This window comes from Pseudovibrio sp. Ad26 (assembly GCF_001623285.1).
Lineage (GTDB): Bacteria > Pseudomonadota > Alphaproteobacteria > Rhizobiales > Stappiaceae > Pseudovibrio > Pseudovibrio ascidiaceicola.
On sequence record NZ_LMCE01000047.1, the window covers coordinates 126,160 to 142,866 of the forward strand.

Below are 16,707 nucleotides of genomic sequence, written 5' to 3' on the forward strand. Positions count from 1 at the left end.
GTTGAAGCTATTCCGTTAAGTCTCAATCATGCAGTGTCAGCGGGGCGCTCAAAGGTGCCTTGAGGCGGAAGGATCGCAAGAACGAGAGTTTCGCGATGCTCGAAGCCGCAACGCCGATAGATCCGCCCTGCAGGACCGTCACTGTGAGCTTGTAAAACAGGTATTGTTTCAGGTGCCTGCGCCTTAGCCCAATCTACCCCAACTGTGACGAGTGCCGCGCATATGCCGTGCTTACGATGGCTGGGGCGTGTCTCAACTTCCTGAAAGCGCGAAACAGCTGCGTCGGCATAGATACCCAGATCAGCAACCAAGAGATCCCCATCAAAGGCGCCAAACCAGTTCGCCAGTCCTGCCTTAATCTGTCTGCGACGGCTCTCAAAACGTTTAGACACGTAAACCCCGAAGCTATCGCGGTCATAACCTTGCTCAACAGCAGTATCGATCTGAAGCGCGATGACTTGCTTCCAGTCCTCTTCGGCCTCAATCGGGCGTATGTTGATCCCATCGGGCGTAGGAGCACGGTTGAGAGGTTGGGTCAGGCTCAGGACATCGATCTGTTCCAGCTCGTATCCAAGCTTGGAGAAGGGAGCGTGCTCTGGCCCGATCTTCATGTCAGGCGTATCCCACCCAAACATCGTATGCGCCGCCTCTGGAAGGTCCTTACGAAACTGCGCGATCTGCTGTTCAGGATCGACCTTATCGCCGCGAAAGAACACCATATTGCCAGCCCAGTAATGAGGCTCATCCGGGATGCGCAGAACAATCCGGTCTGGATGCACTACAACTTCGCTAACGCTCCGTTCCACAAGGAGATCACTGCGTACCCCCAGCGTTTGCGCCAAATCCTGTCCGTTTCCCACGTCGCGGTCCTTAAAATAACTTTTCTATCAATCAGCGCATTGCTATTGAAGAAACCCACCGCACGCAAGGGAAAGCCAACCTACGTTAAGTGTGCGGTAGCACCTGTCACCCATTCGCCACTTATCAAAATGAGCTCTGTGATTTGCGCTATAAAAGAAGCCCCGGCAAGCAATTGCCGGGGCTTCATAGTTGTCTAATTTCCTATCACTTAGACAAATGCAAAGTCATCTGCATGAAGGTCAGCTACAGAAACATTCTGAAGGGTGATTGAAGTGTCATCATCGAATTGGATGATGGTGTCGGCCCCGGCAGCTGTTGCTGCGGCAATGACATCCTCAAAGCTCTCAAAACTGCCATCTGTGAAACGAATAGTGTCTTCGGAATTGGCACCCGCAGTGAAGTCTATGATGGTGTCATGTTCAAAATTCTTTTCAAACAAGAAAGTATCGTCGCCGTCTCCTCCTGTGAGGGTGTCATCGCCACCATAGCCCCAGAGATTATTGTTGCCAGCGTCACCAACAATAATGTCGCCGAACTCATCGCTTCCCATGACGTTTTCAATGGAGACGTAGGTATCTCCAGCTGCATCACCTGCATTGTTAGCCTGGTCAGTAAGATCTACCGTGACAGCTGACTCTGACCAGCGATATCGCACGGTATCATTGCCGGTGCCGCCATCAAGGTAATCAGAACCAGAGCCATAGGCATTTAGCCAGTCATCACCGCCACCACCTTCCAAGTGGTCATCTCCATCAAGGCCAAAAAGACCGTTGTTGTTGTCATCTCCAATGATCACATCGTCATAACTTGAGCCGAAAACCTGACTTATGTTCGTGAGCTGATCACCTTCAGCATCGCCACCGGATATCTCACCGGTCGCCAGATTGACTGATACCGCTTCAGCAGAGTTGTTGTATCTGATGGCATTGCGACCACCACCACCATCAATGATATCGATGCCAGCGCTTCCGTAAATCTCTTCGTCTGCATCAGACCCGACGAAAGTGTCGTCTTCATCAGTACCAAAGTATCTGAGACTTCCATCTTCATGGACTTCGAATTTTGGCAATGTCGAACCATCAGCAAACACAAACTGGTCTGCCAAGATTTGATCGCCCACACCGTTTTCGATTGTCAGAACATCTGTAATCTCATCGAGAGGCTGCTCTGGGTTTGCTTGATCAATAAGGTAAATCTTCAGATCTTTGTTGTCAGGTCCGCCGGCAGTAATCCTGATGCTATCCATCGTTATGCCGGCACCAAACTTCACGACATCACTGCCCAAAGCATCCTTAATAACGTCTTTGTCATAGCCTCTGTCGAAGAAGTAAGTATTGTGCCCAGCACCACCAGATAAAATGTCATTCCCAGTGCCACCATCCAGGTAATCATCACCTTCTCCACCACTTAGGCTGTCATTCCCAACTTCCCCGTAGAGCCGATCATCGCCTGCGGCAGTTCTGATCGTGTCATTGCCTGCACCGGCTAAAACAAGGTGGTCTTCAGAACTAGAAGTAGAATAGTTCTCATTGCCACTTCCGAGTTGGATTTTCATGGCTACGATCCTCGATTTTCATAAATTTTTATAAATGTGCAGATTGCACGTAATATTTATGCAGCTAATGGTTGCGTATGGCTGACCCAGAGTGAATTGAAAATACAAATTCTCGATCTTATATGCTTAAAAATGTTAAAAATAACAATAGTTTATAGATATTTTCCTTTTACAAGCCGCATCGGAACCTAGGATGTAAAGTGTATTCCAAACGGCTAAAGAAGTTTTCGTCATAACTTCCAAGATGTGGTTACGACAAAGCCTCGGCACGGTAGTGCCGAGGCTTCGAAGTTGAGTGCTATATGTAAAAGTTAAGAGACAAATGCAAAGTCATCAGCATGTAAATGCGAAACATCGACATGCTGGAGAGTGATTGAGTTGTCTTCATCAAGTTGAATGACTGTATTAAAGCCTTCCTGACGAGCAGCAGACATCACATCCTCAAAGCTTTCAAACACACCATCTGTGAACTGTATGGTGTCACGAGAGCCTTCGCCGAAATGAAAATCGATGAGTGTGTCATTTCCGAAGTTCTCTCCGAATATGATTGTGTCATCTCCAAAACCGCTGGTGATAATGTCGTTTCCAGTTCCACCATTAATCTGGTTATCACCTTCTACACTATCAATTACATCATCTCCGCCAAGACCGTTAATGACGTCATCACCATTCGTACCCCAAAGGATTTCACCTTCATCACTTGCGGTTTCCAGAAGCTTCCGATGGATGTCTTCCCAGTTCCAGACAGTGCCGTCTGCAAACTGAATCTCACCAAACTGCAGTTCGCCTGGAGTGTCGGTGAATGCAGTCGTGATGACTATGCTACCACCATCCTTGAAGGTGTATTGGAGGCCAGACCAGCTGCTTTCGATATTACCCTGTCGCTCAATCATGACTTCATCCGGTGAAACACCTTCACCAAAGACAATCTTGCTGTGTGGGTTCAGCACGCTAGCTGTACGGATAGTGTCATTTCCATCTCCAAGGTCATAATGGAATGAAACTTCGCCGCCGATATACTCAAGGATGTCATCCCCGGTTCCACCTTCAACTTTTACAAAGTTAGACAGCGTTGGTGATGGAAGCGTGTAGAACTTATCGTTTCCAGCTCCGCCGATAAGCGAGCTATTCCCGTCATGGTAGGCTGAAATGACATCATCACCATCACCTCCATCAAGGGTGTCATTACCAATGCCGCCGCTGAGCTGGTCGTTCCCGGCGCCACCTTTGACGATATCATCTCCCTCTCCACCGGAGAGGTGGTCGTTGCCTTCGCCACCGAAGATTTGATCATCTCCTGCACCACCGTTGATGTTATCATCATCAGCGCCACCAGAAATGTGATCGTCTCCATCGCCACCACTAAGTATATCCTTGTCATCTCCTCCTTTGACGGTGTCGTTGCCGTCTCCTGCAAAAATGAAGTCTCTTCCTGCACCGCCATCAATTACATCATCGCCTGCAAGGCTTTTGATAATATCACCGTCAACTGTACCGTTGATGGTGTCATCACCTCCGGTCACTCCGTGATCTGCAGCGTGGGCTGCTGCACTGTCGATGAGCTTTTGGTTGACGTCGTCCCAGGTCCAGACTGTTCCATCAAGAAACTGAATTTCGCTGAACAGCAGTTTTTCAGATGATTGGAAATAGCCGTTTTCAAGAAGCAATGTACCACCATCGCTGAAAGTAAACTCAATTGAGTCGCTTCCCGCATACCTCAAAAGGACTTCATTCGGCTTTGCTCCCACAAGCATGAGCTTGTTGTTGGGGCCCGCAAGCCCACCTGCGCGAATGATGTCATCACCATCGCCGACTCCATACTGAACTGTGATATCACCCCCAAAATAATGGATGGTGTCATCACCATTTCCGCCATTTAAGATTGATGAGCCCTGTATGTGATAGAGGGTATCATCGCCATTACCGCCATGAAGTTGGGCAGTTCCTATACCGTTGGCTGCGAGGACATCGTCACCATCACCACCGTCAAGGTAGTCATCTCCCTTGCCGGAGCTGAGTTGATCATTCCCTGCGCCACCTTTTAGGTCGTCGTTTCCATCTCCTCCTGAGAGGACATCATCACCTGCTTCACCGTAAATGGTGTCATCTCCGCCCATGCCATCAATGATGTCATTACCGGAGGTTCCTCCAACAACGTCGTTCCCGTCGCTGATGTGCTCTTGAAGTTTCTGGTTGATGTTCTCCCAGTTCCAGACAGTACCATCAGCAAACTCGATCTCACCGAAATCAGAGCGCAAAGTATACCGATCCATGACCTGACCTAGAAGCAAAGTTCCGCCATCTTTAAAGGTCAGTAGAAGACTGGTTGAAGTGGCTGATGTCCGCGTGACCACAACCTCATCTGGCAATATACCTTCGCCAAGAACCAACTTATGATTTTCATTCTTCAGTTTGTCTGGGTACCAAAAATCAACGACGTCACTCCCATCCCCAAGGTTGTAGTGAAGAGTGACATCTGCCAACGAGATTTTAAGTGTATCATCGCCCGCACCAGCAGTTACAACCGCAGACCCATACCTGACAAAGATTGTATCATCACCACTTCCTCCGAAGATCTGGTCTACCCCATCAGTGGTACTGAAAATTGTATCGTCTCCATCTCCTCCATCAAGGATTGAGTTGCCTAACCAACCCTCTAGTTTATCGTCGCCAGCACCGCCCTCTAGATGATCGTTCCCTTCTGCGCCGAAGAGATCGTCATTTCCTTCACCGCCGATGAGGTGGTCATCCCCAGAAAGGCCAATAATTACATCATCTCCGCCGAGGCCGTAGATTGTGTCATCACCTAAAGTTCCTAAGAAGCGTTCGTCCGCGTCACTTGCATTTTCGTAGAGCATCTTGTTGAAGTCTTCCCAGTTCCAAACTGTGCCGTCCGAAAACTGGAACTCGCTAAAGTTGAGATGACTTGCCCCAAAATAGAAAGCGTTCTTGATAAGTAGGGTACCACCGTCTTTAAAGGTCAGCAGAAGGTCAAGATCATCACGGCTCTTCCCAAATGCATCCGTGCCTTCTCCAACTCGCGTTACGGTAATTTCATCTGGTGAGATACCTGAACCAAAAACTACCTTTTGATTTTTATGAATTGGTTTTTCTGGGTACCATAAGTCAACGATGTCGTTGCCATCACCGAGATCATAATGGACAGTAACTTCAGCAGAGGAGACATTGATTGTATCATCACCTGTTCCTCCGGTGATAACGGAAGTACCAGTTACCGCATATATGGTATCATCTCCGCTTCCGCCAATGATCTGATCTTCACCATAAGAGATGCTGAAGAAGGTGTCGTTGCCGTCTCCCCCATCAAGGATGTTGTTGCCAGCGGAACTGCTCAGCTTATCGTTGCCGGCCCCACCTTCAAGATGATCGTCCCCGTCGTGTCCTTGGAGAGTATCGTTTCCAGCACCGCCAATGAGGTGGTCGTCGCCAGTGTAACCGTCGATTTTATCGTCACCGCCTCGGCCATCAATCACGTCATCGCCTAGGGTGCCAGCGAGCTCTTCACCTTCATCCCCTGCGTTCTCAAAACGCATTTTGTTGAAGGTCTCCCAGTTCCAGACAGTGCCATCTGCAAAGTGGAGCTCACCTAAGATAAAACCGTTAGGTCCGTAAAAGAAAGCGTTCTTGATGAGTAACGTTCCGCCGTCCTTAAAGGTCAATAGAAGGTCAAGATCATCACGGTTCTTCCCATACGCATCCGTGCCTTCTCCGACACGCCTGACAGTAACTTCATCGGGTGAGATGCTAGAGCCAAAAATTACCTCATGATTTTTATGAATTGGTTTTTCTGGATACCATAAGTCAACGATGTCGTTGCCATCACCGAGATCATAATGGACGGTAACTTCTGCAGAGGAGACATTTATTATATCATCACCTGTTCCTCCGGTGATAACGGAAGTGCCAGTTACTGCATAAATGGTGTCGTCTCCGCTTCCGCCAAGGATCTGATCTTCACCATAAGTGATGCTGAAGAAGGTGTCGTTGCCGTCTCCCCCATCAAGGATGTTGTTACCAGCGGAACTGCTCAGCTTATCGTTGCCGGCCCCACCTTCAAGATGATCGTCCCCGTCGTGTCCTTGGAGAGTATCGTTTCCAGCACCGCCAATGAGGTGGTCGTCGCCAGTGTAACCGTCGATTTTATCGTCACCGCCTCGGCCATCAATCACGTCATCGCCTAGGGTGCCAGCGAGCTCTTCACCTTCGTCACCAGCGTTTTCAAAGCGCATCTTGTTGAAGCTTTCCCAGTTCCAGACAGTACCATCTGCGAACTGAAGTTCTCCGAAGGCAAAGCCATTCGGTCCATAATAAAAAGCTTCTTTGACGAGCAAGGTGCTGCCATCCTTGAATGTCAGCAGGAGGTCAAGATCATCTCGTTCGGTGCCATATTTATCTGTGCCTTCTCCCTGGCGAGTTACTGTGATCTCGTCAGGTGAGATGCCTGGACCAAAGACGATTTTGTCATTGTAGGAAGAATCTACGTCGTGATTGACATGAATGGTGTCGTCGCCATCACCAAGGTCATAGCGGAAGGTGGTGACGCCTTCACCATAATGGAACTCATCGTCTCCGGCTCCACCGTCGAGATAATCATCACCATTACCGGCTTTCAGGATGTCGTTGCCATTTCCGCCAAGGAGGGTGTCATTCCCATCGCCGCCTTCAAGCGTGTCATTGCCTCCGTAGCCCCAGATCTTGTTGTCACCAGCATCGCCTGTGATGTGGTCACCGTAGCTGTTGCTGCCCATCACGTTTTCGATGGAAACGTAGACGTCACCAGCAGCATCACCAGCATTGTTTGCCTGATTTGTCAGGTCCACGGTAACCGCAGATCCTGACCAGCGATAGCGTACAGTGTCGTTTCCGGAACCGCCATCAAGATAGTCTGCTCCAGAGCCATAAGCATTGAGCCAATCATCACCGGCTCCACCTTCCAGGTGATCATTACCGTTCTGAGCAAACAGGTTGTTGTTGCCATCATCACCAATCAGGACATCGTCATGATAAGAACCAATGATGGACTCGACATTTGAGATCTGATCGCCTTCAGCATGGCCACCAGAGCCTTCACCTGTCGCAAGATTAACAGTCACGCCAGCATTAGATAGAAGATAGTTGACGATGTCGGTACCGCCTTTACCATCAATAGTGTCCGCACCAGCACTGCCGTAAATCTCATCTCTATCGGCAGTACCGATAAAGGCATCGTCACCATCAGTTCCATAGAGCTTTAGGCGTCCGTTACTTTGTACGGCAATTTTCGACAGTGATGTCCCATCAGCAAACTCAAACCGTTCAATACCGTGATCACCAGCAATCCAGTTATCGACGTAAAAAACATCAGCAATCTCATTAAGCGGCTGATTTGGATTGGCCGGATCGATAAGATAAAAAACCAGATCGCCACCTTCCAGGCGGATCTTAAAATCACTTAGTGTGAGGTCACCATCAAAACGAATGGTGGTGATACCAGGCGCTCCTCCAAAATAGTCTTTGCCTATTCCACGCTTGAAACCGTAGCTGTTGTCACCTTCAAGAGGCATTTTATCTGCAGCCATCTGTTTTCCTCGAATTTCATAAATATTTAAATATGTGCATAGAGCACATATAAGAAATGCACCTCAAGGTTGTGTCTAGGTGACTCAGGGAAAGAGCCAAATTTACATAAATTGGATGGATGAGTATTTTGATGTTACTGTAGATGGTCTGCAGATACACAAAAACGCAGATTTACCGGAAGTAACGCAAATCAACGCAATAAAAAACGCACCCCGGTCAGAGGTGCGTTCGAAAATTTTTCTCAGTGGTTTAGGTCTTAGCCTGCGACTTTTTGTGCCAGAGGCTCAAAAAGCGGGTTCGCCGTGTGGAACACATATTCCAGCGGCGTCACTGTAACCATTTGAGCCCCTTCTTCGCGCAACTTATCTGCACATTCAGGAACTCTGGAAGCAGGACAGTGCAGGATCAGCGAAGAGCCTTCGATACCAAATGGAGCCACACAGCCAAGTGAAGCGACCTTTTCCAGCACACTTGCGGGATTAGCAACAACAGTGCGCATCTCCTTGAAGTTGTGAGCGTTATCCTGTGCTGTAATCCGGTCCAGCATAAGGCGCGCAGCCTGAAGGGCTTTCTCATCCCAGTTAGCCGTTCTGGATGCCACAAGGTGCGCCTGAGACTTGGCAATTACACCATCCTCGGGGATCTTCAGGTTGTTGGCTTTCAGCGTAGAACCGGTCGAGGTGATATCTACCACTAACTCAGCTGAACCCGCAGCAGGTGCTCCTTCAGTCGCTCCGGCACTCTCCACAATCCGGTAATCTGCAATGCCCTTTTCCGCAAAGAACTGCCGTGTATGATTCACATACTTGGTCGCAATCCGCAGACGACGACCATGCCGCGCCCGAAAATCTGAAGCAACATCAGCAAGATCGGACATGGTAGACACGTCAATCCATGCCGTCGGAACAGCGATTACAACGTCTGCATGGCCGAAGCCAAGGGCCATGATGATATGCGTCTTTTCCTCAGGACGGTCGATGTTCTCGTTGACCAGATCGGTTCCGGTAATCCCGAAGTGAACCGTACCGGCAGCAATCTCACGCGCAATCTCGGAGGCTGAAAGGAATGCGATCTCAACACCGTCCACGCCCTTCAAGGTACCGCGGTAATTGCGATCACCGCCCGGACGTTTCATTTTCAGACCAGCACGTGCGAAGAATGCATGGGTCATTTCCTGAAGACGACCCTTGGAAGGAATAGCAAGAATAAGATTAGAGCTCATCAGCTTGCTCCCTCAAAAGCGCGGTCCAGCCAGATTGTAAAGCCAACAGCGGGAACAGTGCTTGGCGCACCAAGGCGTTCCACCAGCTTGTTATAGCGCCCACCACCGATCACTTGTCCAAGATGTTCACTGGATTCATGATGAATTTCGAAGACAAAGTCGGTGTAGTAATCGAGGCGACGACCGAAATCACCAGAGTACTCCAGCTTTGAAATATCAATGCCACGCGATGCCATCAGGTCGGTACGCTTAGCCAAGCGTTCGATGGAAGTATCCAGATTAAGCCCGGTCTCTTTGGCAAACCCATGCAAGGTCTCAACCGCTTTCGCAGGAGGAGGACCAGAGACATTGAGATACTCGCTCAGACGTAAAATCGCATCCTTGTCCACGCCAGAGCCTGCTGACAATGCAGCTTGTTCCATGAAACGCTCAGCAATTTCGTGAGCTGTACGTCCACCAACTGCAGAAATACCCGCAAGCGAAAGTACATCTTCAACAACCGCGACTGCAGCTTCTGGGTCACGTCCTTCAAGAGCCGCAAGGAAGCCCAGCTTAGCATCCGGTTTGGCTTCAACTCCGCTCATTCGGGTGATAACCTGATCCAGCCGATCACGTTCACCAAATACGTCACGTAGACGACGCTGCCAGACCTTTGGAATTTCAAGCGCTTGCAGCACAGCTGTGAAAAGGCCTTCATCGCCCACGCGAATGCGAGGGAAGGACAGGCCCAGCTTATCCGCAGCCTCTAGAGCAAGGCTAAGCATGTCGGCATCAGCCTGTTCTTCATCCGCGCGGCCAATGGATTCAACGCCAGCCTGCATAGTTTCACCCAGTTGCCCAGGTCGATGTCGGAAAACTTGACCAACATAGGAGAACGCCGCAGTACGACCCGCTTCACCTGTTTCCAGATAATGTCGGGCAATCGAAATGGTAAAGTCAGGACGCAAGCAAAGCTCTTGTCCGTCTTCTCCTGTGGTCAGAAACAGGCGCCGCCGTAAGTCTTCACCAGCCAGATCCAGAAAGATATCGGCTGGCTGCAAGATTGGCGGGGTCGCCTCTTCATAACCTGCATCCCGAAAAAGCTGGCTCAAAGCCATACTGCGGTTATCCCCCAATGTCATATTAGTTCTCGCGATCTTCTTCCTGAGCGCTCAGAAGTTTTTTCACTTCTGCAACAAGATCATCCCGCTTCACAGCAAACTGTGCAGGACGGCTTTCGCGCCAGGTTTTGTTATCTTCAATCTCAGCAGAAAGGCGTTTACCTTCAATGAGATCTTTGATTTGAACTTCGCCTTCTTCACGCTCCTGAGAGCCCTGAATGATGGCGCAAGGTGAGTTGCGGCGGTCAGCGTACTGAAGCTGCTTGCCAAACTGCTTTGGATTACCCTGATACATTTCTGCACGGATACCCGCAGTGCGTAGTTCCTGAACCATGGCTTGATAATGGGCAAGTGAATCGATGTCCTTGTCCATCACGCAAACAACCACGGGACCAGCAATCTCTTCCTGACCAAGCTTGCCAAGCGTGGTAAGCGCTGCCATCAGACGGGAAACACCAACGGAGAAGCCGGTAGAAGGTACAGGCTGGCTCATGAAGCGGGAAACGAGACCGTCATAACGGCCACCACCACCAACAGAGCCAAAGCGTACAGGACGACCTTTTTCGTCTTTCACTTCAAAGGTCAGTTCAGCTTCATAAACAGGACCGGTGTAGTACTCCAGACCACGCACAACGGATGGATCGATCAGAACACGACCATCGGTATAGCCAGCTGCATCAAACAGTTTGCCCATGGTCGCCAGTTCTTCAACGCCTTCAGCGCCGGTTTTACTGTCTGCGATCAAACCGCGCAGGTTCTCGATGGTCTGGTCGGTAGTCTCGCCTCCAGCTTCCACAAAGGCCAGCACCTTTTCTGCTTCTGCATCACCAAGGCCAGCACCCTTAGTAAAGTCACCGGAAGCATCCTTACGGCCTTCACCTAAAAGCAGCTTCACGCCTTCAACACCAAGACGATCCAGTTTATCGACAGCACGTAGAACGGTCAGACGGGTATCAGCGTGTTCGTCCCCGGAAAGGCCGATCACCTCCATCACACCGTCCAGAACCTTGCGGTTGTTCACGCGGATCACATAGTCACCGCGAGCAATGCCGAGGCGTTCCATGGTGTCAGAAGCCATCATGCAGATTTCTGCATCAGCAGAGACAGAAGGCGCACCAATCGTATCCGCATCAAACTGCATGAACTGACGGAAACGACCCGGCCCTGGCTTTTCGTTACGGAACACATAACCAGCGCGATAGCTGCGGTAAGGCTTTGGCAGGCTTTCGAAATTCTCGGCCACGTGACGGGCGAGGGGCGCGGTCAGATCATACCGCAGGCTCATCCATTGCTCGTCATCATCTTGCAGCGAAAACACACCAGCGTTCGGACGGTCCTGATCTGGCAAAAACTTGCCAAGAGCATCAGTGTACTCAAACATTGGAGTTTCCACGGGCTCAAAGCCGTAAAGCTCATAAGTCTGCTTGATAATGGAGAGCATCTGCTCCATTGCCTGCAGTTCAGCTGGACCGCGATCTACAAATCCGCGCGGTAAACGAGCTTTGAGCTTGGCACTTTTCTTTTTTGCCATGAGGCCGTCTCATCCATGAAATAAAAGGGTTGTTGCAAACGCTTCCCACAATAAGTCCCCGGAACGCACTAAGGGAAGCATGCTGTTGTCAGTCTCCTAGCCCATTGAGCAGGGGAGAGCAAGGCGCGAAGGGGATGCAATCCGGCGCAAATTTCCCAATCAATACTTGCAATAGCGTCTAGAGAAGCTAAGGTCGCCCCAAAAAATGGAAGGACCATTCCCTTACGAATGCATAGGAAGGTCTGCACACTGGAGAAATCATGGTGTCAAACACCAATTACGAACCAACTGAAATCAGCAAATTCGAAGGTCGCCTCACCGGACCGACAGAGCTAACCGTTGTGTTGCCGACATATAACGAAAGCAAAAACGTGCCCATCGTGGTTGAGCTGCTGGATAAAGCGCTCGCTGGCGTAGCTTGGGAAGTTATTGTTGTTGATGATAATTCTCCAGATGGTACCTCTAAAGTCACTGCAGAAATTGCGCAGCAAGATCCGCGCGTTCGCATTGTTCAGCGTATTGGACGCCGTGGTTTGTCCGGCGCATGTATCGAAGGCATGCTGGCATCCAGCTCCAAATTTGTAGCTGTGATGGATGCTGACCTTCAGCATGATGAGAGCCTGTTGCCCAAGATGCTCGATGCCCTTCGTTCTGAAAGCTACGACATCTGCGTTGCTTCCCGCCATGTGGAAGGTGGAGATGTTGGGACAGGTCTTTCTTCAATCCGTGCATGGGGCTCCAACCTCGCCAACAATCTGGCCCGGAAGTTCCTTAAAGTAGAGCTATCTGATCCAATGAGCGGTTTCTTTATGCTGCGCCGTGACAGGTTCGTTGAGCTCGCTCCACGTTTGTCTTCTCAAGGCTTCAAGATCATGCTTGATATTGTCGCCAGCGGAAAAGGCGCTCTGCGTGTGAAAGAACTGCCTTTCGTTTTTCGTGAGCGTCAACACGGTGAAAGCAAGCTCGATACATTGGTGACTATGGATTACCTCGGCTTGCTGGTCTCCAAAATCTTCGATGACAAGATTTCAGTTCGCTTTCTTATGTATTCCATGGTCGGTGGAACAGGTGTCGTTGTTCACCTCATCGCACTGAAGATCTTCCTTGCTGTCTTCGGCATGACATTTGGCCTCTCACAGTTGATTGCGACCTTTGTGGCCATGTCTTCGAACTTCTTCCTCAACAACCGTCTGACCTATCGCGACCGTCGTTTGACAGGGCTTGCGTGGGTCAAAGGTCTGCTCACATTCTATGTGATATGTAGCTTTGGAATTTTGGCAAACGTTGGTGTGGCAGAGTTGATCTACACGAACAAACCAATCTGGTGGTTTGCTGGTGCTGCTGGCGCTGTTATGGGCGCGGTTTGGAATTACGTTGTTTCCAACGCTCTGACATGGCGCAAAGGCTAAAGCGTTTCTCCGGATAGTGAGAGCCGCTTTTCAGAAGAAGAAACGCAGGAAACCAAGGTTAAAGCACTTAGAGGAAAGCATTTAAATGCAGGACAATCCCGCAGGAAAGCCGCTGAGCTTTTGGTTGCGCCCGACCAATCTGATTCTGATTGTCGCCGTGCTATCGTTGGCGCGGCTGGCGACTGGCATGAATGTCGATCTGGTTGAGGATGAAGCCTACTACCGTTTATGGGGGCTTTATCCGGCATTGGGCTACTATGACCACCCGCCAATGGTTGCCTATTGGATCTGGCTTGGCCAGTCCTTGTTCGGTGATACAGCACTTGGTGTTCGCTTTATCAGTATCCTGTCTGCTGCAATCGGTTCCCTTGCGCTCTGGCGAACTGCAAAAATCCTATATGATACCCACGTCGCAGGCTGGACAGTCCTGTTTTTCAACGCAAGTTTGCTGATTGATGTCGGCTCTCTATTAGCTACGCCTGACGCACCCTCTGTTTTCTTCTGGGGACTGGCTTTGTGGGCCATGGCAGAGCTGACGGTTTCGAAAAACGCTAACTGGTGGATTCTGGCTGGCATCTTCGCGGGATTCGGCCTTCTTTCAAAATACTCTGTGTTGTTCTTGGGGGTGGGGATTATTCTGTGGTTGGTCTGGGTGTCGGAGAACCGCAGATACTTCCTATCTTGGCAGTTGTGGCTCGGCGGAGCACTGGCAATCGCGATCTTCTCTCCTGTACTCTACTGGAACTCACAGCATGAGTGGATTTCTTTCGTAAAACAGTTTGGGCGTTCTGTACCAGAAGGGTATTCCGTCAAATACATTGGCGAGTTCATTGGCGCCGTTGCAGGCCTGCTGAACCCACTCGTCTTCATTATTGCGATGGTTGGTGCATGGCGCCTCATCCGCAAAATGATAAGGCAAGACAACACGGCCAGTCTGCTGGTTTTGACTGTCCTGCCGTTCCTGGTCTATTTGACCTTCCATTCACTCCATTCGCGTGTTCAGGGCAACTGGCCAGCTCCAATGTACCCGACACTGGCTCTGTTCGCTGGTATTGCAGCAGCTTATCCGCCTGCTAATGTTGGCCGCTGGTTCAAAGTGCTTGCTCCGACTGCGGTCGGCCTGGGTGTCGTTGTCGCTGGCTTGGTTTATATCCACGCCTACACCCCGCTCAGCACATCTTTGGGCCGCAAAGATCCAACGCACCAAATGCGTGGTTGGCAAGAAATTGGCGATGAACTGACCGAGTTGGCAGACGCAAATGACATCAATTGGATTGGCACAACCAGCTATGGTTTGACCGGCCAAATGTCGAATGCGCTCAAGAAGACAGACCTCAAAGTCTATGGAATTCCTGAGCGAATGCGCTACGCAATGATTCCCGATAATCTCCAAAATCCCGAAAATAGTGACATGCTGTACGTCACCGAGGAAAGAAGAGACCGCTCTCAAAAGCTGAAAGCCAACTTCAATCAGGTTGAGCTGCTAAAGACCATCCCCCGAGAGAATAAGGGATTATTCGGAAAAACAGCTATTGAAAATGTACGGGTCTACCGATTATCAGACCCCAAACAGCCCCTGAAATCCAACTGAAACAGCTGAGATTCCGTTGCGTTAAATTTGCAGGCTTTGTTAAATGTACTCCTGAACCTTTTGGATTGGGAGATCCGCGCGATGAAGCGCATCCTCTTGACGAGTCTCGAATTTGGGCAAAGCTACGGTGTTGACCGAGCGATCTGCGATCTTATCATCGCAGGTCGGCTTTCTGCCGTAGGCTGTGTTGTCACTGGCAAGATGTGGTCGAGGGAGTTCTACCAGCTTCGTGACGTGGTTGCCTGGGCCGAACATGAAACCATGGTCGGCCTGACAGTCACACTGACAAAACCCGCCGGACCACTCACTGATTTTGGTCGGACGGTATTCGGAGAGACGTTCCCCGCGCCGTGGTGGTACGCAATGCGCAGCCCGATGAAGATGCTGCCGGAAGAGGCGATCGCCGCTGAGATCGCCGCTCAGGTGGACCTGTTCGAAGAAGTCTATGCTCGTCCGCCAGCCTTTGTTGCCATTCAGGGAAACCTCGCAAAGCATCCTGCTGTGCATTCAGCGCTCATCACGGTGCTTAGCATGATGACAGGACGAGAGCCTGCACTGGTATTGCCTGCTGGTGTTAGTCGATCGAGCAATTCCATTTCCAAGCGCGCAACCAAAGCCGGATTAGAAACTATATTCTCAGGTCCAGATCTGCCAATGGCTGATGAGGACACGGATCTGCGAGATTTCTTCTGGCACGGAATCAATGAGGCGCAGGATTCGGCGATGGTCCTATGTCGGCCATCCTATCCTGAAGAGCAGGCCCAACCCGTCAAAAAGAAAAACGTGCGCCAGAGCTCATCCCGTGAGAACCAGCTGAAGTTCCTGATAAGTGAGGAATTTCCGTTTCTTTTGATGGAAAAAGATATCTTCTTGTTCTAAGAACGATCTCTTCCTGCGGTTGAAGAGATCGTTCCTTTTGAATTTGCCATAAACGTTGGGGTATTTATGAACACCCCTAATTTGCCTAAAACTAAAGAATATCTCTGTGACTCCGGTCACAAAATGGCCGCATGATAGACCTAATTAAAATCATCAATTATATTGATGCAGCTTAAACTAAAAAACTGAATCTACGGCGCGTCAGGATCTTGTGGCAAGATGACAAAGTTCAAAGAACTCCTTCAAAACAGCTTTTCACTGTCGGGTTTGGCCGAGGAACACGCACATGGTCTCTCTGAGATAGCTCAGCCTATGTCATTGAAATCCGGCGCAGTTCTCTTCAAGGCTGGGGATCCTGGTAATGGTTGTTATGCAATCATCGAAGGCAGCATGAAAGTCTCCGTTGTCTCGTTGGATGGCAGTGAGCAACTGCTTGCAGTTCTCGGACAGGGCTCTCTGGTAGGTGAAATTGCTTTGCTTGATGGCAGTGAACGATCTGCTACCGTAACGGCACTTAAGCCGAGCCAGCTTGCATTTATCTCCAAAGCTGCATTTTATCGTTATGCTGATGAGAACCCCGCCGTTTACCGTCACATGCTGCAGATCGTAGCCACGCGCCTGCGTCGTTCAAACGATGCTCTCGCCGCACGATCGTTCTTGCCACTCAATGGGCGCGTTGCGCAGACATTGCTGCAACTCTCTGAAACGTTTGGCAAAAAAGTCGATAGCAGTAAAATCCTCGTTCACTATAAGATCTCTCAGGCTGAAATCGCCAATATGGCTGGTGGTGCCCGTGAGAACGTCAGTCGCGTACTCAATGTCTGGAAGAGAGAAGGCGTTATCAGTCGCCTCTCTGGATATTACTGCCTCGAAAAGCCAGAGGTGCTACGAGCTGCCGCAGAGCTTTAAACTCGGTATTTGAGTAAAAGTGACCCGAACTAACAAAAAGGGCATGGGCCTTGTCCCAACAAGGCTCCTG

General features: G+C 50.0%; 10 protein-coding genes. 4 read left to right on the plus strand and 6 right to left on the minus strand.

The window, feature by feature from the left end; all coding sequences use genetic code 11:
- Positions 1-26: 26 nt before the first annotated feature.
- The 6 genes from PsAD26_RS07070 to hisS all read right to left on the minus strand — a co-directional run bounded on the left by PsAD26_RS07070 (position 27) and on the right by hisS (position 11,849).
- The gene (locus PsAD26_RS07070) at positions 27-860 is read right to left on the minus strand and encodes a GNAT family N-acetyltransferase (RefSeq protein ID WP_208985553.1); all 834 of its coding nucleotides are present in this window, start codon (positions 858-860) and stop codon (positions 27-29) included.
- 209 nt (positions 861-1,069) lie between these two features.
- A complete protein-coding gene (locus PsAD26_RS07080; RefSeq protein ID WP_063309836.1) occupies positions 1,070-2,416 on the minus strand; it encodes a calcium-binding protein in 1,347 nt (448 codons plus the stop codon).
- Positions 2,417-2,727: 311 nt separating this feature from the next.
- Entirely contained in the window at positions 2,728-7,995 is a 5,268-nt protein-coding gene (locus PsAD26_RS07085; RefSeq protein ID WP_153041466.1) for a calcium-binding protein, read from the minus strand.
- Between the two features lie 257 nt (positions 7,996-8,252).
- Positions 8,253-9,218, minus strand: coding sequence for an ATP phosphoribosyltransferase (hisG, locus tag PsAD26_RS07090; protein ID WP_063309837.1), 966 nt, complete (start codon positions 9,216-9,218; stop codon positions 8,253-8,255).
- Positions 9,218-10,315, minus strand: a complete 1,098-nt coding sequence (locus tag PsAD26_RS07095; protein ID WP_063310074.1) for an ATP phosphoribosyltransferase regulatory subunit — start codon at positions 10,313-10,315, stop codon at positions 9,218-9,220. The genes hisG and PsAD26_RS07095 overlap by 1 nt, the downstream gene beginning before the upstream one ends.
- 25 nt (positions 10,316-10,340) lie before the next feature.
- Positions 10,341-11,849, minus strand: a complete 1,509-nt coding sequence (gene hisS / locus PsAD26_RS07100; protein WP_063309838.1) for a histidine--tRNA ligase — start codon at positions 11,847-11,849, stop codon at positions 10,341-10,343.
- 260 nt (positions 11,850-12,109) lie between these two features.
- On the opposite strand from hisS, the gene PsAD26_RS07105 reads away from it, so the two are divergent.
- The 4 genes from PsAD26_RS07105 (at position 12,110) to PsAD26_RS07120 (ending at position 16,637) form a co-directional block, all read left to right on the plus strand.
- Positions 12,110-13,258: a glycosyltransferase family 2 protein gene (locus PsAD26_RS07105; RefSeq protein WP_063309839.1), complete on the plus strand. Its 1,149-nt coding sequence runs from the start codon at positions 12,110-12,112 to the stop codon at positions 13,256-13,258.
- Between the two features lie 85 nt (positions 13,259-13,343).
- Entirely contained in the window at positions 13,344-14,849 is a 1,506-nt protein-coding gene (locus tag PsAD26_RS07110; RefSeq protein ID WP_063309840.1) for a glycosyltransferase family 39 protein, read from the plus strand.
- 81 nt (positions 14,850-14,930) lie between these two features.
- Complete coding sequence (locus tag PsAD26_RS07115) at positions 14,931-15,728, plus strand: ChbG/HpnK family deacetylase (protein ID WP_208981724.1); 798 nt, start codon at positions 14,931-14,933, stop codon at positions 15,726-15,728.
- 219 nt (positions 15,729-15,947) lie between these two features.
- On the plus strand, positions 15,948-16,637 hold the full coding sequence (locus tag PsAD26_RS07120) for a Crp/Fnr family transcriptional regulator (protein ID WP_063295455.1): 690 nt from the start codon (positions 15,948-15,950) through the stop codon (positions 16,635-16,637).
- Positions 16,638-16,707: the final 70 nt, after the last annotated feature.